We start from the raw sequence: 22,900 nt of genomic DNA, 5'->3' as shown, positions 1-22,900 counted from the left end.
CCGGTTCGCCGCGACGGGAGGATTCAATGGGTGTGAGTTACGAAGATCTGGAAGTGGGCAAGGCTTACGAGGTCGGCTCGCATACGTTCACGCGCGACGAGATCGTGCGGTTCGCGTCGGAGTTCGATCCGCAGCCGTTCCACGTGGACGAGGCGGCGGGCGTTGCGTCGATTTTCGGCGGGCTCGCCGCGAGCGGCTGGCACACGTGTTCGGTGATGATGGGGATGCTCGTGCGCAACGTGCTGAAGGGTTCGACGTCGCTCGGCTCGCCGGGCGTCGACGAGATTCGCTGGCACAGGCCGGTGCGCGTCGGCGACACGCTGACGATGACGAACGTGATCCTCGGCAAGCGGGTGTCCGCGAGCAAGCCGGATCGCGGGATCGTCGAGACGCAATGGCAGGGCGTGAACCAGCACGGCGAGACGGTCATCACTGTGCGCTCGAAGGCGCTGTTCGGGCTGCGTCATCCGGGCGGTGCCGCATGAGCGCGGGCGCGTTGACGTCGATCGGCGACGCGGACGCGCTGCGCGCGCTGGTCGGCGCCCAGCCGCTCGTCAGCGGCTGGCGCGACGTGTCGGAAGCGAGCGTGCATGGTTTCGCGGATGCGACCGGCGATCATCAATGGATCCACGTCGATGCGGAGCGCGCGCGCCGCGAGTCGCCGTTCGGCGGCCCGGTCGCGCACGGCTTCCTGACGCTATCGCTGATACCGGTGCTGCTCGCGCAGACCGTGCAGATCCGTCAGCGGATGGGCGTGAACTACGGGCTGAACCGCGTGCGGTTCACGTCGCCGGTGCCGGTCGGCGCGCGGGTGCGCGCGCGGTTCGAAGTCGCCGAAGCCGGCGATGCGGGCGACGGCGGCATCCAGGTGCTGTGGAACGTGACGCTGGAGCGCGACGGCGGCGACCGGCCGGCCTGTGTCGCGGAGTTCCTGACGCGGCATTACTTCTGATTCCGGACCGCTGACAGCGGATCGAACCGGGCGTCGCTCGCGGTGGCGGGCGGCGCCTTTTCTTTTGAGCCGTCGGAAAGCGGCTATCGGGCCGCCGCGCCCCGGCCGGCGAAGTCTCAGGGCTGCGCCATCGCCATGTCGCGCGATGTGGCACACTCTCGCCCGGACCACCGGAAACCGAACCGCGCCGAAGCGGCCGCTGCCGTATCCGTCATCGGTAGCAGCCCAAAACGACGTTCGCCCCCGCTTCGCTTCGCACAGAAGCAGAAGATTTCAAAAAACGAGCCCCACGCCGGGGACCGAAGCGCCCATCACACCATGTTCGATCTCGACCTTTCGCAAGGCATGCTCGCGTCCAGCCTGCATGCGCTCAGTTCGCATCAACTGCTCGGCCTCGTCGCCGCGCTCGTGCTCGGCGGGATGGTGAAGGGCATCGTCAGCATCGGCGTGCCGCTGGTCGCGATGCCGATCCTGAGCCAGTTCCTGCCGATCAAGCAGGCCGTGCTGTTGCTGTCGATGCCGATCATTCTCGGCAACCTTCCGCAGGCGCTCGAAGGCGGCCAGATGCGCGAGACGGTGCGCCGGATCGCGGCGCCGCTCGTCGGCACGGTGCTGGGCAACATCGTCGGCGTGGTGGTGCTGGTTTCGCTCGCGCCGCATCGCGCGCAGGCCGTCGCCGGCGCGTTTCTGATCGTCGCGTCGCTGCTGCTGCTCGCGTCGCCCCGTCTGACGCTGTCGCCCGCGTGGGTGAAGCCGGTCGGCTTCGTGCTGGGTTTCGGCGCGGCGTTGATGGAGAGCATCGCGTCGATTCCGGGGCCGCTGCTCGCGATGTATCTGATCGCGACCGGCGCGACGGGCAAGACCTTCACGAAGCAGATCGCGATCATCCTGGTGGTGTCGATCGTCACGCTGATCGCCGCGTTCGGCGGCAGCGGCAATCATGCGAGCGCGAGCGACCTGCTGATCTCGGCGGCGGCGAGCATTCCGGTCGTGGCCGGCATCCTGCTGGTGCGGCCGGTGCGGGACAAGCTGCCGCCGACGGCCTTCCGGATCGTGGTGCTGCTGTTCGTGCTGGCCGCTGCCGCGCAGATGGTGTGGAAGTCCGGCGTGCTGTAGCCGTCTGCTGAACCCTCTTCCCGCGCGCCCGATAAATAAAATCCGGCGGCGTGGCCGCCCGCGCCACAATATTTTCCTTCCCGGATCGTCAACACGGGTATGGAACCGCCGCCCACCCCGAGCCCGCTGACCGCGCAGGATCGCGAAATCGCCGACACCGTCGCGCGCGAGCGCCCGAGGCTGCGCAATTTCATCCGCCGCCGGGTCATCGATCAGGACGAGGCCGACGACATCCTTCAGGACGTGTTCGAGGAACTGGTCGAAGCGTACCGGCTGCCGGACCCGATCGAGCAGGTCGGCGCGTGGCTGTTTCGCGTCGCGAGAAACCGGATCGTCGACCGCTTCCGCAAGCGCAGGGAAGCGCCGCTGCCCGATGCCGCCGACGGCGAATACCGGCTCGACCTCGCGCTGCCGTCGCCCGACGCCGGGCCGGAGGCCGCGTATGCGCGCGCGGCGCTGCTCGATGCGCTGCGCGCCGCGCTCGACGAACTGCCCGCGAACCAGCGCGAGATTTTCATCGCGCACGAACTCGACGGCCGCAGCTTCAAGGAAATGGCGGAGTCCACGGGGACGAGCATCAACACATTGCTGGGCCGCAAGCGCTACGCCGTGCTGCATCTGCGCGAGCGCCTGCGGTCGGCATACGACGGGTTCGGGATATGAACCGAAGGAGAAGCGTATGAGATGTCGCCGGAAATTTTTTGCGAAGGCGCTGCTGCTGGTGGTGGTCATCGCCGTGCTCGGCGCGATCGTCATGAGGTTGTGGAACTGGATCGTGCCCGACCTCGTCGTCGGCGCGCATGCGATCGACTATCCGCGTGCGATCGGGCTGCTGGTGCTGAGCCGCATCCTGTTCGGCGGATTCCGCGGGCATGGCGGCTGCCGCGACCGCCGGCAATGGCAGCGCTGGCAGCGGATGACGCAGGAGGAGCGCGACCGGCTCCGCGACGCGGCCGCGCATGATTCGAATTCGAACGCGCAGCCGGACTCGCGCCCGAACGGGGAGCGCGGCGCATGACCCGCGATGCGGTCTGCAGGCAGCCGCCCGGCGTGATCGCGCCGTCCGTCGATTTCGCGCGCTGCGAGGGGAAAGCCGACTGCGCGATCGTCTGTCCGGAGAACGTGTTCGACATCCGCCGCATCGACCCGGCGGACTATCGGAAGCTCGGGCCGCTGCACCGGTTCAGGCTGCGCGTGCACGGGATGAAGGTCGCGTATGCGCCGCGCGCCGATGCGTGCCGCGCGTGCGGGTTGTGCGTGTCGGCGTGCCCCGAGCATGCGGTCACGCTCGTTCGGGTGCGTTAGCTCCGCGCGAACCGTTCAGCCGTGTCCGCGCGCCGGACACCGTTCCATGCCGATGCGGTCACGCAGCGGCGGCGCATGCGCCGCCCGCATCGACCGCAACCGCATGCCCTCCATGGAGTCCACGGAAATGACCATGTTGAGCCCTCATGAACTGGCTACGTTGATGCTGGTCCGCCACGCGCCGGACCAGATCGACATGACGCGCATCGAACTCGACACGCTGCTCGGCTGCCGGCTGATCTCGTTCGAACCGCTGTCCGGCGGACCGTCCGGCGAGCTGCGTCGGCCGGCGCTCACGCCGGCCGGCGTGTCGGTGCTGGAAGCCGCCGCGCGGCTGGCGCGCCGGCGGCCGCCGCGGGAACAGGCGGCGTCGGGAGAGGACCGCTTCGCATGACGGCGGCCGACCCGCGCCGCCCCCCGCCTGCGACCGGCCTCCGGATCGCGGGACTGGCACAATCAACCCATTTCGACCGGCCCGGGAATCTCCATGCCTGATGTTGCATCCGCGTCGTCCGCTGCCACGGCGGCCGCGCCCGCCACCCCCGCCAAACGCATCGGCCCGCTGTTCGCGCTGTTCCCGTTCCTGCGGCCGTATGCGGGGCGCTGGGCGCTCGCGTTCGCCGCGCTCGTGACGTCGGCGGGCGCGACGCTCGCGCTGCCGGTCGCGTTCAAATACCTGATCGACCGCGGTTTCGCGAGCGGCGACCGCACCCACATCGACCGTTATTTCGTCGCGCTGTTCATCGTTTCGCTGGTGCTGGCCGGCACGACCGCGCTGCGCTTTTATCTCGTGTCGTGGCTCGGCGAGCGCGTGACGGCCGATCTGCGCCGGTCGGTCTACGACCACGTGATGCGGATGAGTCCGCAGTTCTTCGAGACCGCGCAGACCGGCGAGGTGCTGTCGCGGCTCACCACCGACACCACGCTGATCCAGACCGTGGTCGGCACGAGCCTGTCGCTCGGGCTGCGCAACTTCTTCCTGATGACCGGCGGCGTCGGGATGCTGGTCGTGACGAGTCCGGTGCTGTCCGGCTACATCATCGCGACGCTGGTCGTGGTGGTCGCGCCGATCGTGCTGTTCGGGCGGCGCGTGCGGCGGCTGTCGCGCGCGAGCCAGGACAAGGTCGCGAACGCGAGCGCGTTGGCCGGCGAAGTGCTCAACGCGATGCCGACCGTGCAGTCGTACACGCAGGAAACCTTCGAGGCGCGGCGCTTCGGCAATGCGGTCGAAGCCGCGTTCGACACCGCGTTGACGCGCATCCGCGCGCGGGCATGGCTGACCGCCGTGGTGATCGTGCTGGTGTTCGCCGCGATCGTGTTCGTGCTGTGGCTCGGCGCGCAGGCGGTGCTGGCCGGGCGCATGACGGCGGGGCAACTGTCGCAGTTCATCCTTTACGCAGTGTTCACGGCGGGCGCCGTCGGCGCGGTGGCCGAAGTATGGGGCGACCTGCAGCGGGCCGCCGGCGCGACCGAGCGGTTGCTGCAACTGCTGGCCTCGCGCTCGCCGGTGGTCGAAGCGGCGAGCACCGTGCCGCTGCCCGCGCGCGGTGACGGCATCCGCTTCGACGGCGTGAGTTTTTCGTATCCGTCCCGGCCCGGCATCGCCGCGCTGGCCGGCTTTTCGCTCGACGTGCGCGAGGGCGAGCACGTCGCGCTGGTCGGGCCGTCCGGCGCGGGCAAGACCACCGTGTTCCAGTTGCTGATGCGCTTCTACGACCCGCAGGCGGGCGACATCGTAATCAACGGCGTTTCGACGCGGCAGGCGTCGTTCGCGGATCTGCGCCACGCGATCGGCGTCGTATTGCAGGAGTCGGTGATCTTTTCGGGCAGCGTGCTCGACAACATCCGCTACGGCACGCCCGACGCCACGCTGGAGCAGGTGCGGCGCGCCGCCGCGATGGCCGCGGCCGACGGCTTCATCGACGCGCTTCCGGAAGGTTACGACACGTTTCTCGGCGAGCGCGGCGTGCGGCTGTCCGGCGGGCAGCGCCAGCGCATCGCGATCGCGCGCGCGATCCTCAAGAATCCGCCGATCCTGCTGCTCGACGAAGCCACCAGCGCGCTCGACGCGGCCAGCGAACGGCTCGTGCAGACGGCGCTCGACAACGCCGCGCAGAACCGCACGACGCTCGTCATCGCGCATCGTCTCGCGACCGTGCAGCAGGCCGACCGCATCGTCGTGATGGAGCAGGGCCGCATCGTCGCGCAGGGGCGTCACGCCGAGCTGCTGCGCAGTTCGCCGCTCTATGCGCAGCTTGCGGCGCTGCAGTTCGGCGAGTGGCCGAAACCGGCGGACGAGGGCGGCGCAGCGCGCGACCGGGTCGACTCTGTGTAACGATGCGCTCAGGTCACGTCACGTTTCGGGAACTCACCGTCATGAAGTCTTTTCGTGTTGCCGCGGTCCTCGTCGTGTTCGTTTTCGCCGGCTGCGCGCCGTCGCGGCCGCCCGCCGACTATCAGGCCGCGCGGCCGGGGCCGGACGATACGGATACCTACATCCTGCACACCGGCGACGCCGCGTCGAGACCGCCGCGGCTCAGCGTCGGCACCCGCTACCCCGATACGCAACTGATCCTGCCGTGGTTCCTGAACGACATCATCAACTTCGTGAACTATCGGTAGCGGGCTGGGGGTTGGCTGCGGCGGGACGGCTTGTCCCGGTCCCGCGATGCGGATGGCGGACCATGCCGACGCAGCCGTTCAGTCATGCGAGACGGGATTCGCGATCAACGATCTGGCGGCTTCGACCCGTTCGGCATTGCTCTCGCGCCGCGCGGCCGTCCGGCCGCGCCGTCACGTCTTCCATCCCGGTTCTGATGCCATGCCCGGGCGCGAGCGCGCGCCGGTTCACGGCCCGGCACGAGCCGTCGTAGCCGTGGTGAACCTGCCGTGGATCGAATCAGCGCCCGCTTGCACCGATGCAACTGCGTCGTCGCCGATCGCCGTTCAACGCGACGTGCAGGAAGGTCATGGCGATCTTCGTGGAAGGGTGAGGGCGCGCCGCTGATCCGCGCGATTGCGGATGCGGGTCCGGCATCTGCTGATCCAGCCTGGCCGTATAGGCGAAATAGCCCGGTGCTGCGAATACCGTCAGACTGTTATGCAACAATGGTTCCCAGCATACTGAACCGGCGCAGTGTAATGCTCCCGCAAGGTGAGACCATGTCCGATTGGCCCAACAACCCGAACGAGTTCGCGGAAAGCATCGCCGTCGTCGGGCGCGACGAGCGCGGCGCGCTTGTCGTCACCGCGTGCAACGATGCTTTTTTCCAGATGACTGGCGCCGTGCATGCGGACAAGCCGACCTTTCCGATTCCGTTCGATGCGCTGGTTCCAGAGAATGCGCGGCTTGCGTTGCGGGAAAAGCTCGACGAATGCCTGACGTCCGGCGGCGCGCGGACGTGCGACTTTTGCGACGGCGCGCAGCGGTGGCGCGTGTCGCTCAAGCCGGCCGCGCGTGCGAACGATGCGACCGTGTTCGTGACGGGCTTCCCCATCGCACCGGCAACGTCGCAGACGCGCGAACCCGACGTCAGCGCATCGCGTTATCGCGCGGTGGTGGATTCGGCGTATGACGCGATCGTCGCGATCGATCAGCGGCACCACATCACGTTGTTCAATCGCGCCGCGCAGAATCTGTTCGGTTATACGGCGGCCGAGGTGCTGGGGCGGCCGGTCGAAATGCTGCTGCCGGAACAGTTTCGCGCGCACCACGCGCGGAACGTGCAGCAGTTCGCGGATTCGACGCTGACCGAACTGCGGCAGACGACGCCGCCGCGCATGGACGAGAGCAACAGCGTGTACGGACAGCATCGCGACGGCTCGATCATTCCGGTCGAAATCGCGATCGCGAAGATCGACGTGAACGGGGTGACCGAATTCACGGCGGTCGTCCGCGACATCACCGATCGCGCGCGGCAGATGGAACTGCTGAAGAAGCAGGCCGTCACCGATGCGCTGACCGGCCTGCCGAACCGCCGCGAGTTTCTGGCGTTCATCGACAACGTGCTCGGCACCGACGACGTTCTGTCCGTGTTCATTCTCGACATCGACTTCTTCAAGAACATCAACGACAGCCATGGTCACGATGCGGGCGACGAAGTGCTGCGCGTGCTCGCGAAAGTCGGGATGTCGATGACGCACGAAGCGAATCTGTTCGCGCGCTGGGGCGGCGAGGAGTTCGTCGCGGCGCTGCCCGGCGCGGATGCGGGGCTCGCGCATACGATCGCGGAAACGCTGCGGCGGCGCATCGAGCAGCAGGACTTCGCGCACGAGTGGCATCTGAAGCCGATTCCGTTCACCGTCAGCATCGGCGTGGTCACGCGCGACGCCGGGGAGCGCGACGTCGATACGCTGATGAAACGCGCGGACCGGGCGCTTTATCGGGCGAAGCAGTCGGGGCGCAACCGGGTCGAGGCGGGCTAGGGGCGGGCTCGTATCCGACCGTCTTCGCGTTGTTGCGTCACTCCGCCGACGCATGACCGCTGGCCACCCGCAGCTTGCGCAGGCGCGGCGTTTTTTTGTGATGATGCTCCTCGATCCGGCCGAGCACGTCCGTCAGGAATCCGAGCGTTTCGAGGATATAAGGCCCCTTGTTCAGCATCACGCATTCGGCGCGGCTGCCCATCGCCGCATCGCTGACTTCCGCGCGTGACGGCATGCCGCCTTTCGCCAGCGATTCGAGCACCTGCGTGGCCCAGATGACCGGCACGTGCGCCGCCTCGCACAGCCACAGCATCTCCTCCTGCACCTCGGACAGCCGCTCGAAGCCGACCTCCACGCCGAGATCGCCGCGCGCGATCATCACCGCGACCGGCGCATGCCGCATCGCGCTGAACAACAGATCCGGCAGCCGCGTGAACGCGGTTTTCGTTTCGATCTTCAGCACGATGCCGAGTTGTTGCGCGTCGAGTTCGCCGATCTCGCGCAGCAGGTCGTCGATGTCTTCCGGCCGCTGCACGAACGACATCGCGACCGCGTCCGCGTGCTTCGCGACGAACGCGAGGTCGTCGATGTCCTTTGTCGTCAGGGCCGGTAGCGGCAGTTCCGAGTCCGGCAGGTTGATGCCCTTTTCGGACCGGAGTTTCGCCGCGCCTCCTGCGGCCCCGGTGATCTCCACCCGCAGCCGGTCGGCGGCGACGTCGGTTATCACGCCGTGGATCTTGCCGTCGTCGAACAGGATCGGCTGGCCGGCGCGCGCGCCGCTGAACACTTCGGCCAGCGCGCACGAAATGAAGGCCGGTTCGGCCACCCGCCCCGCGCCGTCGTGGATCGCATCGCGACCGGGGGTGTCGCCGCACACGACGTCCAGCGTGTCGCCCACGTGCAATGCGATCCACTGTTCGACCGTGGGCAGCGCGCCCACTTCGCCGTGCGCGATCGACGTTCGCTTGCGCCGCAACGCAAGGCTCGTGCCGGGCACGAGGTAGGCCGATTTGGCGGTCTCGCACCGGCACTCGCCCGAACGGACCTCCGTGACGCGAAGCACCCGCTTGCGGCCGCGCGCGTCGGCGAAAACGAGGGTGTCGCCGGCTTTGGCGTTGTCGACGAGCGCCGGTTCGACGGGGATCGCGGGCACTTTCGCGTCGGGTTGACCGCTGCCGGCGACCAGCCGCACGCGGGCGGGTTCGGTCACCTGCCCGACGGCATTGCGGACCGGCCGCAGCTTGACGACGGCCGGTCCGGGGGCGATCGGACCGGTGCGCAGCTTCGGGCCGGCGAGATCGACCGACACCCGGCACCGCTTGCCCGACGCGCGCTCCGCGTCGCGCAGATGCCCGACCATCCGTTCCCAGACCGGCGCCGAATCGTGCGCGCAATTGATTCGCATGATTCCCATGCCGGCATCGAGCAGCTTCCGGATCAGATCCGGCGCATCGGCCGCCTCGCCGGGCATCGTGACCATGATGCGGGTTTCGCGTCCGTGCGGCGCGAGACCGAGGATCGCTTTCGTGTGCAGCGCGAGCAGCGCCGGGCCGCTGTCGAACGTGACCGGCGAATCGTCGACGACGTCGGCCGGCGCCGGCTCGCCCAGCAGCGCATGCAGCACCCGCAGCACGGCCTGAAGCGACGCCATCACGTGCGCCTCCATGCGTCCGAGCGAACTGAGCCCGAGGCGCGCCAGCTCGTCCTGAAGGGCGCGCAGGTCGTGGCGGCGCACCGCGAGGTAGTGGGCGAGGTTGACGGCGCTGTCGCGCAGCGTCGGAGCCGTCGATGCGATCTCGGCGCTGAATTCCTGTTCCGCCGCGAGGGCCGCATGCCGCAACGCTTCGACTTCGTGTTTCACCTGCGCGAGCCGGGGCGGCCAGGAAACGTCGCTTGCTGTTTCGGGTGTCGCGTTCATTGCGGGAAGCTCCAGCGTTCGTTGCCGTGGTCCTGTCGCCGCGCCGTCGGGCGGCGCTCGCGCGCGTTCGCTTCGGCTTGCCGGGCTCATCGGGCGGATCGGGCGGCGCGCGGCCGAGGCCCGCGTACCGAGATTCACGGTAGCCACCCAGAGTGACTGTTCCGTGACTTGCCGTCGATGGGGCGATGGAGAAGGGGATTCCGGCGGCCTGCACGCCGTTCGCTTCGGGTCTACGATCACGGTTGATCCGAGCCGTGAGACGGCGGGAGCCCATCATGAGCGAGCCGAGCCTGAGCCGCATTTACCGCGATTACCTGGACTGCCTGAACGAACGGGACTGGCCGTCGCTCGGCCGGTTCGTCGCCGGCGACGTCATCCACAACGGCAGGCCGATCGGCCTGCAAGGCTATCGGGACATGCTGGAACGGGACGTGCGCGAGATACCGGACCTGCGTTTCGTGATCGGGTTGCTGGTGACCGAGCCGCCTTTCGTCGCGAGCCGGCTCGCGTTCGATTGCCGGCCCAGCGGCCGTTTTCTCGGCCTCGCGATCGGCGGCCGGCGAATCTCCTTCGCGGAGAACGTGTTTTATACGTTTCGTGAACGGAAGATCGCGCAGGTCTGGTCGGTGATCGACAAGGCCGCCATCGAAGCGCAGCTGTAGTCAGCATCGCTTCGTTGCGGGGCATCGCACGGAACCGGCCCGCTGCCAGCAAGCGGGCCGCCCGTCTTCGGTACCCTCGCTACGACCGCGTGACCGGCAGTTCGACCCGCGCCGCCGCGTCCGCATCCAGATAGCGCGCGAGTTCGAGCTTCGCGATCGCATTGCGATGCACTTCATCCGGCCCGTCCGCGAACCGCAGCGTCCGCGCCGACGTGTACGCATAAGCGAGCGGGAAATCGTCGCTCATCCCGGCCGCGCCGTGCACCTGCATCGCCCAGTCGATCACCTGGCACGCCATGTTCGGCGCGACCACCTTGATCATCGCGATCTCGCCGCGCGCGCCCTTGTTGCCGACGGTGTCCATCATGTACGCGGTTTTCAGCGTCAGCAGCCGCGCCTGCTCGATCATGCAGCGCGCCTCGGCGATGCGCTCCTGCGTGACGGTCTGCGCCGCGACCGGCTTGCCGAACGCGACGCGCGACAGGGCGCGTTTCGCCATCAGTTCCAGCGCGCGCTCCGCGAGGCCGATCAGCCGCATGCAGTGGTGGATGCGGCCCGGCCCGAGACGTCCCTGCGCGATCTCGAAGCCGCGTCCCTCGCCGAGCAGGATGTTCGACGCCGGCACGCGCACGTTTTCGAGCGTGATCTCCATGTGGCCGTGCGGCGCGTCGTCGTAGCCGAACACCGTCAGCGGCCGGCGCACGGCGATGCCGGCGGCGTCGGACGGCACGAGGATCATCGACTGCTGCGTGTGGCGCGGCGCATCGGGATCGGTCTTGCCCATCACGATGTACACCGCGCAGCGCGGATCGCCCGCGCCCGACGACCACCACTTGCGGCCGTTGATCACGTAGTCGTCGCCGTCGCGCGCGATCCGCGTCTGGATGTTGGTCGCATCCGACGACGCGACTTCCGGCTCGGTCATCAGGAACGCGGAGCGGATCTGCCCTTGCAGCAGCGGTTCGAGCCACTGGCGCTTCTGCGCGTCGGTGCCGTAGCGTTCGATCGTCTCCATGTTGCCGGTGTCCGGCGCATTGCAGTTGAACACCTCGGGCGCCCACGGCACGCGGCCCATGATCTCGCACAGCGGCGCGTATTCGAGGTTCGTCAGACCCGCGCCGCGTTCGGATGCGGGCAGGAACAGGTTCCACAGGCCCGCCGCGCGCGCCTTCTCCTTCAGCGTCTCGATGATGCCGGTCGGCACCCATGCGTTGCCGTTCGCGCGGTTGCGCGCGACCTCGGCGGCGAACGTCGCCTCGTTCGGATAGATGTGTTCGTCGAAGAACGCGAGCAGCTTCTCGCGCAGCGCCTGCACTTTCGGGGTGTAATCGAAGTTCATCTGTCTGCCTCGCTAGGGATGGGGCGTGATAGTGAGCGGTTCGGAAAAGGGCGTCAGCGGACCTTCTGCGCATAGCGCCACGCGAGTTCGGCCATCGGCTTCGCGCGGTGGCCGGCGTCGAGCGCCTGCGCGCTCGACGCGGTGCCGTCGGCGACGCGCTTCATGATCCCTTGCAGGATCGCCGCGATCCGGAACATGTTGTATGCGAGATAGAAGTTCCAGTCGCCGCGGATCGCGAGGCCGGTGCGCTCGCAGTAGCGCGCGACATAGGCCGCTTCGTCCGGAATGCCGAGCGCGTGCCAGTCGAGACCCGCGATGCCGCGAAACTGCGTGGGATCGACGTGCCACGCCATGCAGTGGTACGCGAAGTCCGCGAGCGGGTCGCCGAGTGTCGACAGTTCCCAGTCGAGCACCGCGAGCACGCGCGGCTCGGTCGGATGGAAGATCAGGTTGTCGAGCCGGAAGTCGCCGTGGACGACCGACACGCGCGCGCCGTCGTCGGCCGGCACGTGCTGCGGCAGCCATTCGATCAGCCGGTGCATCGCGTCGATCGGTTCGGTCTCGGACGCCTGGTACTGGCGGCTCCAGCGGTCGATCTGCCGCGTGAAGTAGTTGCCGGGCTTGCCGTAGTCGGCGAGGCCGACGTCGGCCGGCGACACGTCATGCAGCGCCGCGATCACGCGGTTCATCTCGTCGTAGATCGCCGCGCGCTCGTCGCGCGTCATGCCGGGCAGCGCCTGGTCCCACAGCACGCGGCCCTCGACGAACTCCATCACGTAGAACGCGCGGCCGATCACGGTTTCGTCGTCGCACAGCGCGGCCATCTTCGCGACCGGCACGTCGGTTGCCGCTAGCGCGTCCATCACGCGGTACTCGCGCTCGATCGCATGCGCGGACGGCAGCAGCTTCGCCTTCGGTCCGGGTTTCGCGCGCATCACCCACGTGCGCGACGGCGTGACGAGCTTGAACGTGGGGTTCGACTGGCCGCCCGCGAACTGCTCGACCGCGAGCGGGCCGGCGAAACCGTCGACGTGCGCCGAAAGCCACGCGGCGAGCGCGTCGGTGTCGAAACGCTGCGCGCCGGTGACCGGCCGGGTGCCCTCGAACGCCGAGTAGTCGGTCTGCGGGGCGGGTGGGGTGTCTCCTTGCGGGGTGGCTTGCGCCATTGTCTCCTCCGTGGTGGGGCGTCGCGCTAGTTGCGTGGGCGGTAGCGGACGTATTGCGCGTACAGCATTTCCATCGTCGTGTTGCGCACGTCGCGATGCAGCGGCGACGGCGGTGCGTGATTGAGCGCGCGGACCACCCAGTCGTGCGGCGCCGCGCCGACGTCGAGCGCGTTGATGCAGCCGGTCGCCTGCGCGAGATGGCCGAAAAACGCGCGCCCGCCGGCCGTGATCGCGTGGGACAGGAGCGCGCGGTTCACGCCGCCGTGCAGCACCAGCAGCACGGTGTCCCACGACGGATCGGCGCGCAGCGCATCCATCTGCGGCAGCACGCGGTCGAGCAACTCGCCGATGGTCTCGCCGCCGAGGAACTGCGTGCTTTCCGGCACCACGCCGTCGAACACGCGCAGGAACGCGTTCTCCATCTGCTCGGCCGGAATCGCGCCGAGACGGCCGCCGCGAATCTCCTGCCACGCGGGCTGCACTTCCATCTCGACGATCTGGCGGGTCTCTTCGAGCACGCGCTCCGCGGTCTCGACGGTGCGCCGCAGGCCGCTGACGATCACGCGGTCGAAGCGGATGTCCTGCGCGGCGAACGCCCGGCCCGCGGCGCTCGCCTGCTCGCGGCCGTGCTCGTTCAGCGGCACGGTGTCCGGGTCGATCGCGCGGCCCGAGTCGTCGAAGTACGTGACGTCGCCGTGCCGCATCAGGAAGATGCGGCGGCGCGCAGGCAACTGGAATTCGCTCATCGTGCGGCTCGTTCGGTGGCTCGTGTGGTGGCTCGTGCGGTGGCGGGTTTAGCGATACACCGGCGGGCGCTTTTCGAGGAACGCGGTGATCCCTTCGAGCCCGTCGCGGTGATGCAGCGACGCGACGAAGCTGTCGCGCTCCGCGACCAGATGCGCGGCGAGCGGCTGCTCGTTCGCGACGTTCACGAGCCCCTTGATCCGGGCGACCGAATTCGGCGAGATCTTCGCGAGGTCGTCGGCCCAGGCGAGCGCGGCGTCGAGCGCGTCGCCGTGCTTCGCGACGCGGTTCACGACGCCGAGTTCGGCAAGGCGCGGCGCGCCGACCGGCTTGCCTTCGAACATCAGTTCGGCCGCGAGCGCGCGCGGCAGCGCGCGGGAGAGGAACCACGAGCCGCCGCCGTCCGGCGTCAGGCCGACGCGCGCATACGACATCACGAATTTCGCGTCGTCGGCGGCGATCAGCAGGTCGGCCGCGAGCGCGAGCGAGAAACCCGCGCCGGCCGCCGCGCCTTCGACGGCGGCGATCACCGGTTTCCTCGATTCGCGCAGTGCGGTGATCCAGCCGGCCAGCATGTCGATGCTTTCGGCTTGCACGGACGGGTCTTTGGCGCGGTTTTCGAGCAGCCGGTTCAGGTTGCCGCCCGCGCAGAAGAAACCGTCCGCGCCGGTCAGCACGATCGCGCGCAGCGACGGGTCGCGCTCGGCCGCATCGATCGCCTCGATGCCGGCCGCGTACATGTCCGGGTGCAGCGCGTTGCGCGCGCCGGGGTTCGACAGCGTCAGCACGAGCGTCGATTCGTGGCCCTCGGGGCGCTCGCTCAGGAGTTCGGCGCTCATTGCGGTTCCTCGTTCAGGTCGGTTGCATCGGGTTGGGTGAGAGACAGGCCGAGCTGCGCGCGGCGCGCGAGCCACGGCGACGGCCGGTAGCGCGGGTCGCCGAGCGTCGCGTGGATGTTGCGCAGGATCGTCAGGATCGTGGACGCGCCGAGCTGGTCGCCGAGCGCGAGCGGGCCGTGCGGATAACCGAGGCCGAGCGTGACCGCGAGGTCGATGTCCTGCGGCGACGCGATCCGCCGTTGCGCGATGTCGCAGCCGATGTTGACGATCGTCGCGACGATCCGCTGCGCGACGAAGCCGGTCGAATCGCGGATCACCGTGACCGGCACGCCGTCCGCCGCGAACAGCGTGTGGCCCGCGTCGCGCGCGGCGCGGGTCGTCGCCGGCGTCGTCATCAGCGTGCGGCGCCTGGCGACGTCGAGCGGGAACAGCGTGTCGAGCGCGACGACGCGGCGCGCGTCGAGTTGTTCGTCGAGCGCGGCGGCCGTCGCGTCGAGGCCGAGCGGCGTGACGACGAGCAGCGCGTCGGCGGCCGGCGTCGCGCCGTCGTCGACCGGCACGCCGGCCTGCGCGGCGAGCGCGAGCACCGCGTCGCGCGCGCGCGGATCGCGGCGGCTCACCCAGACGCGCGCGGGCAGCGTCGCTGGCGCGGGCGGCTCGTCGGGAATCTGCGGCTTGCCGTTTGCGTAGCGATAGAAGCCCTCGCCGCTCTTGCGGCCGAGCAGTCCGCCCGCGAGCCGCGTGCCGGTGATCGGCGACGGCGTGAAGCGCGGCTCTTCGTAGAACTGGTGATAGATCGACTCCATCACCGGATGCGAGACGTCGAGCGCGGTCAGGTCGAGCAGTTCGAACGGGCCGAGCCGGAAGCCGGCCTGTTCGCGCATGATGCGGTCGACGTCCGCGAAACTCGCGACGCCTTCGCCGACGACGCGCAGCCCTTCGGTGTTCATCCCGCGGCCCGCGTGATTCACGATGAAGCCGGGCATGTCCTTCGCGCGCACCGGCGTGTGGCCCATCCGGCGCGACACGTCCATCAGCGCATCGCCGGCCGCCGGGTCGCCGCGCAGCCCGTCGATCACCTCGACGACCTTCATCAGCGGCACCGGGTTGAAGAAGTGATAACCGACGACGCGCGACGGGTCGGTGCACGCGGCGGCGATCGCGGTGATCGACAGCGACGACGTGTTGGACGCGAGTATGCAATGGCCGACGACGACGGTTTCCAGTTCGCGGAACAGCGCGCGTTTCGCGTCGAGGTTCTCGACGATCGCTTCGATCACGAGGCCGCAGCCGGCGAGTTCGCCGATCGCGTGGACGCCGGTTACGCGTGCGAGCGCCGCGTTCGCGGCGGTTTCGTCGAGCTTGCCTTTCGCGACCAGCTTCGCGAACGTGTCCGCGAGATACGCATGCGCGGCGGCGACGGCCTGCGGGTTCGCATCGTGCAGCCTGACCGCGATGCCGGCCTGCGCGGCGATCTGCGCGATGCCGCGGCCCATTGCGCCGGCGCCGACGATGCCGAGGGTGTCGATGAGGTACTGACGGGCAGTCATGGGGCGGGGCGTCTCCTGAGTGGCACTACAATAGCACGACCGTGCATTTCTGAGATGCGCGCGAGGCGATGGATGTGCGGACGACATCGCGCGCGTTTCGGGAAAACGGGAATGGGGTGAGGCGGGGGATGACTGGCGGCGCGCGCATGGCGCGCCGCGACGTCGCGCGATGAAGAGGGACGCGAGGCCGTTCGCCGCCTCATCGCGCGCCTCGCGCCGGTCAGAGCCGCGCGAGCCGGTCGAGCGCGGTCGCGAGCGTCTTTTCCTGCTTCGCGAAACAGAAGCGCACGACGCCCGACTCGTGCGGCTCGTGATAGAACGCGGACACCGGAATCGCGGCGACGCCGATCTCGGTCGTCAGCCACTTCGAGAACTCGGCCTCGGGCATGTCGCTGATCGCCGAATAATCGACGCTCTGGAAATACGTGCCTTCGCACGGCAGCAGCCGGAAGCGCGTGTTCGCGAGGCCCGCGCGGAAGTAGTCGCGCTTTTGCTGATAGAACGCGGGCAGGTCGAGATACGGCCTCGGGTCCTGCAGATACTGCGCGAGGCCGACCTGCATCGGCGTGTTCACGGTGAACACGTTGAACTGGTGGACCTTGCGGAACTCGGCGGTGAGCGGCGCGGGCGCGGCGACGTAACCGACCTTCCAGCCGGTCACGTGATAGGTCTTGCCGAAGCTCGACACGATGAAACTGCGCGCGGCGAGGTCCGGATAACGCGCGACGCTTTCGTGCGGCGCGCCGTCGTACACCATGTGCTCGTAGACCTCGTCGGACAGGATCAGCACGTTGGTGTCGCGCACGATCTCCTGAAGCCGCTGCATGTCCTGCGCGCTCCACACGCGGCCGGTCGGATTGTGCGGCGTGTTGATCAGCAGCAGCCGCGTTTTCGGCGTGATCGCGGCGGCGAGGCGGTCGAACGGAATCGCGTAGTCCGGCGCTTCGAGCGTGACGAACACCGGCTTGCCGCCCGCGAGTTCGATCGACGGCAGATAACTGTCGTAGGTCGGCTCGACGACGATCACCTCGTCGCCCGGGTGCACCGCGCACAGGATCGCGGTCAGCAGCGCCTGGGTCGCGCCGGCGGTCACGGTGATTTCGGTGTTCGCATCGTAGCGGCGGCCGTACAGATTCGCGATCTTGCCGGCGATCGCGTCGCGCAGCGCGGGCACGCCGGCCATCGGCGGATACTGGTTGTGGCCGTCGCGCATGGCCTGCGCGACCGCGTCGGCGATGCGCGGGTCGCAGCCGAAGTCGGGAAATCCCTGGCCCAGGTTGACCGCGCCTTTTTCGGTCGCGAGGGCGCTCATCACGGTGAAGATCGTCGTGCCGACGTCCGGCAGACGGGACGGGAACGACGGCGTAAGCGGGCGGTGCGGCGTGTCGTGCTGCGGATGCGGTGCATTCATGGCGCGATGGGGCGGTGTGCGGATCGGAACGGAAAGCCTGATTGTAGGCAATTCTGCACCGGAGTTCGCGGGCGGGCCGCATCGGCGGTGGGGGCGCGGTGTTTCGGCGGCGCTTTTTTAGGGCGTGGTGAGGTTGGGGAAGGGGGTTGCGTTGCTGTGGATGGCAGATTTGCCGTGCTTCGGAGTGCTTTACCGCGCAGAAGCGCGCGCCGCCGTCATGCGGCGGTCGCGGGTTCGGCGGCCGTCAGCGCGCAGGCCGCGACGAACGGCGCAGGCTCCGCGATCCGGAAGCCGAAGTCGCGCGCGATCCGCTTCGCGAGCTTCAGCACCGCGCGGTCTTTCGACACGAGCCATGCGGCGCCGCCCGCGTGCGCGAGTTCGAGGAACTTCTGGTCGTCGCGGTCCTTGCATTGCGGCAGCGGTTTCGCGTCGGGTGCGGCGGCGGGCGGCTCGATCTGCTGCGCGAGCCGCGCGACCGTCGCGAGCGCGGCGGCCTTGTCGACGCGCCGCTGCACGAACTGCGGATAGTCGAGCACGTACGCGAGTTCGCCGAGACAGCGCGCGTCGATCAGCGCACGCAGCGCGCCGCGTTCGAGCGCGGCGAGGATCGGCCGCGTGTGCGGATCGTCGAACACGAGGATGTCGATCCACACGTTCGAATCGAGCACGACGGGCAGTGCGGGCGGCTGGGCATCGAAACCGGTCATTCGTGACATTCGCTACAATCGGGCTTTCGCCTTTGAACCTCTGAACATCGGGCACGACGTCCGCTGGATTCTCCAGCGGGACTTACCTTCGGGCGTGCCTGCGAGCCTCTATGATAATCGTTCTGTCGCCGGCCAAATCGCTCGACTATGACACCCCGGCACACATCGACACCCACACGATTCCCGCTTTCGTCGACGACGCAGCCGAGCTGATCGACGGTCTGCGCCGTCTGTCGCCGCAGCAGATCGCGGTGTTGATGAGCATTTCCGATCCGCTCGCGCGGCTGAATTTCCAGCGTTACGCGGACTGGTCGCCGCGCTTCAGCAAAAAGAACGCGAAGCAGGCGGTGCTTGCGTTCAACGGCGACGTGTACGAAGGCTTCGATGCGAAGTCCCTGTCCGCGACGGATCTCGACTACGCGCAGCAGCACGTGCGCGTGCTGTCCGGGCTGTACGGACTGCTGCGGCCGCTCGATCTGCTGCAGCCGTACCGGCTCGAAATGGGCACGCGCTTCGAGAACGCGCGCGGCAAGGATCTGTACGCGTTCTGGGGCGAGCGCATCACGCACGCGCTGAACGCGCAGTTCGAACACAACGCGAAGGCGTCGCGCGTGCTGGTCAACTGCGCCTCGAACGAATACTTCAAGGCGGTCAAGCCGAAGCGGCTCGATGCGCCGGTCGTCACGCCGGTGTTCGAGGACTGGAAGGGCGGTCGCTACAAGATCATCAGCTTCCATGCGAAGCGCGCGCGCGGTTTGATGGCGCGTTATGCGGTCGAGAACCGGATTGCGGAGCCGGAGGCGCTGAAGGGCTTCGACGCGGAAGGGTATGCGTTCGACGCCGACGCGTCGAACGACTCGACCTATGTGTTCCGTCGGCGCGTGGCCGATTGACGAGGAGTTTCCGATGACGCTTTCGATCACCAGCAATTTCGACGCGGGCGCGATCGACGTGCTGTCGTGCGAGCGCGCCCACGACATCCGGCTGCGCGTGCGCAAGGACAGTCAGGCCGAGTTCGCGCAGTGGTTCTATTTCCGGCTGACCGGCGCGCGCGACGAGCGTTGCGTGATGACGTTCGAGAATGCGTCCGCGTGTGCATTCCCGGACGGCTGGCGCGACTACCGGGCGGTCGCGAGCTACGACCGCGTGAACTGGTTTCGCGTGCCGACGTCGTACGACGGCCGCGCGCTGACGATCGACCACACGCCGGAGTTCGACAGCATCTACTACGCGTACTTCGAGCCGTACAGCGAGGAGCGCCACGCGGCATTCGCCGGCGCGGTGCAGCAGTTGCCGCACGCGACGCTGACCGAACTGGGCCGCACGGTCGAAGGACGGCCGATGACGTTGCTGACGCTCGGCATGCTGGAGGACGGCGCGCCGAAGAAGAACGTGTGGATCATCGCGCGCCAGCATCCGGGCGAGACGATGGCCGAGTGGTTCGTCGAGGGGCTCGTGAAGCGGCTCGCCGGCTGGGGCGACTGGGCCGGCGATCCGGTTGCGCGCCGGCTCTACGACAACGTGGTGTTCCATATCGTGCCGAACATGAATCCGGACGGCAGCGTGCACGGCAATCTGCGCACCAATGCGGCGGGCGCGAACCTGAACCGCGAATGGATGGGGCCGGACGTGCAGCGCAGCCCGGAAGTGCTCGCGGTGCGCGACGCGATTCACGCGACCGGCTGCGACCTGTTCTTCGACATTCACGGCGACGAAGGGCTGCCGTATGTGTTCGTCGCGGGCTCCGAGATGCTGCCGGGTTTTACCGAACAGCAGGGGCGCGAGCAGAAGGCGTTCATCGACGCGTTCAAGGTCGCGAGCCCGGACTTCCAGGACGTGCACGGGTACGCGGCGAGCCGTTATCGCGAGGATGCGCTGAAGCTTGCGTCGAAGTACATCGGCAACGAGTTCGGCTGCCTGTCGCTGACGCTGGAGATGCCGTTCAAGGACAACGCGAACCTGCCGGACGAGCGGGTTGGCTGGAGCGGCGAGCGAAGCGCGGCGCTGGGGGCCGCGATGCTGCAGGCGATCCTGCATCACGTCGACACGTTCGCGTAGCGGCGTCGACGCGCCGCGCATCGCGCGGCGACCGGAGACGAAACAAGGGGGAAACGGCATCGGCCGTTTCCCCCTTGTCGTTTGAGGCGGCCCGCGGTTCGAGCCGGCGCCGCCGTGTGCGTTTCAGTTGCACCGGCTTTTCGGGCGGGCGACGATGGTCAGGACTTCTTCTTCGCGGGTGCGGCTTTTTTCGTCGACTTCTTGACGGTGGCTTTGGTCGCGAGGCTCCTGCTCTTGCCGCTCGACGCACCTGACGACGGCTTGCGCGCGCCCTTGCCGGTCACCGCTTTTTTCGTGCCCTTGCCCGCGGCGTTCTTCTTGACCTTGCCGCCGGCCGCATGATGCCGACCGCGCACCGCTGCGCCGCCGCGCGCGGCCGGCGCGCTCTCGCTGCGCGCGCGAGCCGGCGGGACCGGGTCGTTCCAGCTGAACGCGAGCATCTGGCTGCCGACGTAGCCGCAGCGGAATTTCAGGTCGAGCGGCGGATCGTTGCTGTTCTGCGGGATGCCGACGCCGTCGACGGAGACGACCGTATCGACTTTGACGCGCTGCTTGCCTTCGTCGAACGAATCGTTCCATGGCGTGATCGTCGCGTGCGTGCTGTCGAACGATTCGGGACGGAATTCGACATGGTCGAGCACGCTCGACGTGCCGGCGACGAAGTTGCCGTGCGCGGCGCAGTCCGCGACGAGCGGATCGGCGTGCATCTGCGTGATGTACGTGCTGACGAGGTCGTTGTGCTGGTCGAGCTGGGCGGCGAAGGCGGGCAACGCGGAGGCGAGCAGGAAACTCGTGGCGCATGCGACGGCGCGGCCGGCCGCTGTCAGCGACCGGTGGATTGCTTTGTTGCGGTCCATCTGTCGGGAGGAGGGGTATTAAGCGTTCGGCTTAGTAAGAGGCCGTGTCACCGTGATGAGTTCAATCCGGATGGCATTATTTCGTGCGCGACGTGGGCCGCGTCAGAGGCGGATATCGCGAGGGGGCGGCAAGAACGGCCCGGATCGGGCGCTGGAGCGGGCGGCTTGCTGTCGGCGGTGTCAGGTTCGCGGGCCGCCGAGCCGGTAGCGCCGCACGTCATAGGTCGTGACCCATGCGGGACGATAGACGGCGATCAGCGCGGTAGCCATGCCGGTGAACCAGGCTTCGCCGGTCGCGAGCAGGAATACGCTGAACGCATAACCGGCGGGCACGGCGAGCATCGACCCGCCGGTCAGCTCGACATGCATGCCGAGCGCAAGATACGCGGCGGCGGACACCGCGATCGCCGGCGACACGAAGCCTTGCCCGACGATGAACATCAGCAGGTTGCGCGGCAGCCACGCGATGCATGCGCGCTGCAGCAGCGCCGACACGCCGACCGGAAATGCGCCGAACACGAGGAACGTCAGCGCGATGCCGTCCCACGGCGAGTCGAACACGAGCGCCGCGAGCACGACGACCGCGGCCATTGCGACCAGCGCGAGCGCCCAGTCGAACAGCGTGACCACGAGCGTCGCGCCGAGCAGATGCAGCACGGTGCCGTCTTCCAGCCATGCGTTGCTGGCCCACAGCACTGCGACCGCGACGATGATCGCGAGCCACACGTGCTGCAGCGTCGCATCCTGGAGGCGTTTGAAGGGGTTGCGCCATAACGCGAGCGCGAGCAGCCCCGCGGCGGCAATCCAGCCACCGATGGCGACCCACAGCGGAAGCGGCGTATAGAGGAACCCCATGTGCTTCATATTACTCGTTGGGCGATAAAACGTGTACGCACGTGGCGTGCCGGCGCTCCCCTGCGGCAGGTTCCGCCGCGTGCGCATCCGCGCGTTAGTCGCCCGCCGGCTCGGGCTCGCCGAACGGCGGCGTCGGTTCGGCCGCGACCGGTAACGCGTTGGCGGTGTCGTCTGCCCGCAACGGATAGCGGAACGCCGGAGTGCCGCGGCGCCGCAACGGCACCGGGCCGCGCTGGCCGTGCTCCGGCTTCGGCGGATGATCCCATTGCGCGTGCAGCACTTGCAACTGGCTCGACAGCCAGCCATTGTAGATGGCGACCGCGGCCGCGCGGTTCGGTGCGCCGAGCTGCTGGAAGATGCTGGCGAGATGGATCTTCACGGTGCCTTCGCTGATGCCGAGCGTGCGCGCGATCATCTTGTTCGTGCTGCCCATGTGGACGCAGCGCATGATCTGCTGTTGACGCGGCGACAGCGTGCTCGTCAACAGCGGTTTGCGCGCGGGGCGGGCGGATGCGCCGAAGCGCCTCGGCGGAGGCACGGGTGGCGCTACCGGATGCAGCACGTCGGCCGGCACGTGACTCCCGCCGAGCAGCGTGACTTCGAGGAGCTTGACGATCAGCGGCGAGTCGGTAGTGCGGCGGATCACGCCGTGCGCGCCTTCGCCGAGCAGTTCGCGCACGAGGGCGGGCGTCGATGCGTTGTCCACCAGCACGGCGACCGGCACGTCCGGATGTTTCGTCGTGAAGGCGCGCAGTTCGCCGGGGCGGATGCCGTCGTGCCAGTCGATCACCAGCAGGCTGGTGGGGAAACGTTGCATCGCGCGATCGGCGCCGCGCCAATCGGATGCTTCGTTGAAGCGCGCGCGCCGGTCGATTTGCCGCAAGAGCGCCTTCAGCCCGTCACGGCGTTCGGCGTCCGGATTGAGAATTGCGAACCGCATAACCTGCCCTCCTCTCATCATGGTTTGTGAAGATGGTCCTGCCTCGCTCGTGCGGC

The 22,900-nt window shown here is 68.3% G+C and carries 25 protein-coding genes; 14 read left to right on the top strand and 11 right to left on the bottom strand.

Annotated features, from left to right (window positions below; translation table 11 throughout):
• Positions 1-26: 26 nt before the first annotated feature.
• From BLV92_RS13100 to BLV92_RS13050, 11 genes are all read left to right on the top strand, one after another.
• Positions 27-485: a MaoC family dehydratase gene (locus BLV92_RS13100; RefSeq protein ID WP_090545521.1), complete on the top strand. Its 459-nt coding sequence runs from the start codon at positions 27-29 to the stop codon at positions 483-485.
• Entirely contained in the window at positions 482-952 is a 471-nt protein-coding gene (locus BLV92_RS13095; protein ID WP_090545519.1) for a MaoC family dehydratase, read from the top strand. The genes BLV92_RS13100 and BLV92_RS13095 overlap by 4 nt, the downstream gene beginning before the upstream one ends.
• Positions 953-1,270: 318 nt before the next feature.
• Positions 1,271-2,068 carry a sulfite exporter TauE/SafE family protein gene (locus BLV92_RS13090; protein WP_090545517.1) on the top strand — a complete coding sequence of 266 codons (798 nt, stop codon included), beginning with the start codon at positions 1,271-1,273 and terminating at the stop codon, positions 2,066-2,068.
• Positions 2,069-2,167: 99 nt separating this feature from the next.
• Positions 2,168-2,731: an RNA polymerase sigma factor gene (locus BLV92_RS13085; protein ID WP_090545514.1), complete on the top strand. Its 564-nt coding sequence runs from the start codon at positions 2,168-2,170 to the stop codon at positions 2,729-2,731.
• A 16-nt stretch (positions 2,732-2,747) separates the two neighbouring features.
• Positions 2,748-3,086, top strand: a complete 339-nt coding sequence (locus tag BLV92_RS13080) for a hypothetical protein (RefSeq protein ID WP_090545512.1) — start codon at positions 2,748-2,750, stop codon at positions 3,084-3,086.
• Complete coding sequence (locus tag BLV92_RS13075) at positions 3,083-3,373, top strand: 4Fe-4S binding protein (protein WP_090545510.1); 291 nt, start codon at positions 3,083-3,085, stop codon at positions 3,371-3,373. Before BLV92_RS13080 ends, BLV92_RS13075 begins: the two co-directional genes overlap by 4 nt.
• A 133-nt stretch (positions 3,374-3,506) precedes the next feature.
• A complete protein-coding gene (locus BLV92_RS13070; RefSeq protein ID WP_090545508.1) occupies positions 3,507-3,767 on the top strand; it encodes a hypothetical protein in 261 nt (86 codons plus the stop codon).
• Positions 3,768-3,860: 93 nt separating this feature from the next.
• The gene (locus tag BLV92_RS13065) at positions 3,861-5,708 is read left to right on the top strand and encodes an ABC transporter transmembrane domain-containing protein (RefSeq protein ID WP_090545506.1); all 1,848 of its coding nucleotides are present in this window, start codon (positions 3,861-3,863) and stop codon (positions 5,706-5,708) included.
• 41 nt (positions 5,709-5,749) lie between these two features.
• Entirely contained in the window at positions 5,750-5,995 is a 246-nt protein-coding gene (locus BLV92_RS13060; RefSeq protein ID WP_090547044.1) for a hypothetical protein, read from the top strand.
• Positions 5,996-6,047: 52 nt separating this feature from the next.
• On the top strand, positions 6,048-6,380 hold the full coding sequence (locus BLV92_RS32070) for a hypothetical protein (RefSeq protein WP_167627055.1): 333 nt from the start codon (positions 6,048-6,050) through the stop codon (positions 6,378-6,380).
• Positions 6,381-6,535: 155 nt separating this feature from the next.
• Positions 6,536-7,798, top strand: coding sequence for a sensor domain-containing diguanylate cyclase (locus BLV92_RS13050; protein ID WP_090545505.1), 1,263 nt, complete (start codon positions 6,536-6,538; stop codon positions 7,796-7,798).
• Between the two features lie 37 nt (positions 7,799-7,835).
• Here the strand turns inward: BLV92_RS13050 and BLV92_RS13045 are convergent, their stop codons facing one another.
• Positions 7,836-9,716, bottom strand: a complete 1,881-nt coding sequence (locus BLV92_RS13045) for a pyruvate kinase (protein ID WP_090545503.1) — start codon at positions 9,714-9,716, stop codon at positions 7,836-7,838.
• A gap of 275 nt (positions 9,717-9,991) precedes the next feature.
• Here BLV92_RS13045 and BLV92_RS13040 point away from each other — a divergent pair, with 275 nt between their 5' ends.
• Entirely contained in the window at positions 9,992-10,378 is a 387-nt protein-coding gene (locus BLV92_RS13040; RefSeq protein ID WP_090545501.1) for an ester cyclase, read from the top strand.
• A gap of 79 nt (positions 10,379-10,457) precedes the next feature.
• On the opposite strand, the gene BLV92_RS13035 is transcribed toward BLV92_RS13040, so the two are convergent.
• From BLV92_RS13035 to BLV92_RS13005, 7 genes are all read right to left on the bottom strand, one after another.
• The gene (locus BLV92_RS13035) at positions 10,458-11,717 is read right to left on the bottom strand and encodes an acyl-CoA dehydrogenase family protein (RefSeq protein WP_090545499.1); all 1,260 of its coding nucleotides are present in this window, start codon (positions 11,715-11,717) and stop codon (positions 10,458-10,460) included.
• A gap of 53 nt (positions 11,718-11,770) precedes the next feature.
• Positions 11,771-12,883 carry a phosphotransferase gene (locus tag BLV92_RS13030; RefSeq protein ID WP_090545497.1) on the bottom strand — a complete coding sequence of 371 codons (1,113 nt, stop codon included), beginning with the start codon at positions 12,881-12,883 and terminating at the stop codon, positions 11,771-11,773.
• Positions 12,884-12,909: 26 nt separating this feature from the next.
• A complete protein-coding gene (locus BLV92_RS13025; protein ID WP_090545495.1) occupies positions 12,910-13,629 on the bottom strand; it encodes a histidine phosphatase family protein in 720 nt (239 codons plus the stop codon).
• Between the two features lie 48 nt (positions 13,630-13,677).
• Positions 13,678-14,466 carry an oxepin-CoA hydrolase, alternative type gene (locus BLV92_RS13020; protein ID WP_090545494.1) on the bottom strand — a complete coding sequence of 263 codons (789 nt, stop codon included), beginning with the start codon at positions 14,464-14,466 and terminating at the stop codon, positions 13,678-13,680.
• Positions 14,463-16,016, bottom strand: a complete 1,554-nt coding sequence (locus tag BLV92_RS13015; protein ID WP_090545492.1) for a 3-hydroxyacyl-CoA dehydrogenase — start codon at positions 16,014-16,016, stop codon at positions 14,463-14,465. Before BLV92_RS13015 ends, BLV92_RS13020 begins: the two co-directional genes overlap by 4 nt.
• 220 nt (positions 16,017-16,236) lie before the next feature.
• Entirely contained in the window at positions 16,237-17,427 is a 1,191-nt protein-coding gene (locus BLV92_RS13010; RefSeq protein WP_090545489.1) for a pyridoxal phosphate-dependent aminotransferase, read from the bottom strand.
• A gap of 215 nt (positions 17,428-17,642) precedes the next feature.
• Positions 17,643-18,134: a putative toxin-antitoxin system toxin component, PIN family gene (locus tag BLV92_RS13005; protein WP_090545488.1), complete on the bottom strand. Its 492-nt coding sequence runs from the start codon at positions 18,132-18,134 to the stop codon at positions 17,643-17,645.
• 110 nt (positions 18,135-18,244) lie between these two features.
• Here BLV92_RS13005 and yaaA point away from each other — a divergent pair, with 110 nt between their 5' ends.
• Both yaaA and BLV92_RS12995 read left to right on the top strand, forming a co-directional pair.
• Positions 18,245-19,027 carry a peroxide stress protein YaaA gene (yaaA, locus tag BLV92_RS13000; RefSeq protein WP_090545485.1) on the top strand — a complete coding sequence of 261 codons (783 nt, stop codon included), beginning with the start codon at positions 18,245-18,247 and terminating at the stop codon, positions 19,025-19,027.
• 13 nt (positions 19,028-19,040) lie between these two features.
• The gene (locus BLV92_RS12995) at positions 19,041-20,192 is read left to right on the top strand and encodes a M14 family metallopeptidase (protein WP_090547042.1); all 1,152 of its coding nucleotides are present in this window, start codon (positions 19,041-19,043) and stop codon (positions 20,190-20,192) included.
• 158 nt (positions 20,193-20,350) lie between these two features.
• Here the strand turns inward: BLV92_RS12995 and BLV92_RS12990 are convergent, their stop codons facing one another.
• From BLV92_RS12990 to BLV92_RS12980, 3 genes are all read right to left on the bottom strand, one after another.
• A complete protein-coding gene (locus BLV92_RS12990) occupies positions 20,351-21,049 on the bottom strand; it encodes a BspC domain-containing protein (protein WP_090545483.1) in 699 nt (232 codons plus the stop codon).
• A gap of 180 nt (positions 21,050-21,229) precedes the next feature.
• Positions 21,230-21,904: an energy-coupling factor ABC transporter permease gene (locus BLV92_RS12985; RefSeq protein ID WP_090545481.1), complete on the bottom strand. Its 675-nt coding sequence runs from the start codon at positions 21,902-21,904 to the stop codon at positions 21,230-21,232.
• A gap of 94 nt (positions 21,905-21,998) precedes the next feature.
• Positions 21,999-22,844: a helix-turn-helix transcriptional regulator gene (locus BLV92_RS12980; RefSeq protein ID WP_090545479.1), complete on the bottom strand. Its 846-nt coding sequence runs from the start codon at positions 22,842-22,844 to the stop codon at positions 21,999-22,001.
• Between the last annotated feature and the right edge of the window lie 56 nt (positions 22,845-22,900).

It is taken from the genome of Paraburkholderia caballeronis, from assembly GCF_900104845.1.
GTDB lineage: Bacteria > Pseudomonadota > Gammaproteobacteria > Burkholderiales > Burkholderiaceae > Paraburkholderia > Paraburkholderia caballeronis.
The sequence above is the reverse complement of the archived record's forward strand: the minus strand, read 5'-3'. Positions and strand labels throughout refer to the sequence as shown.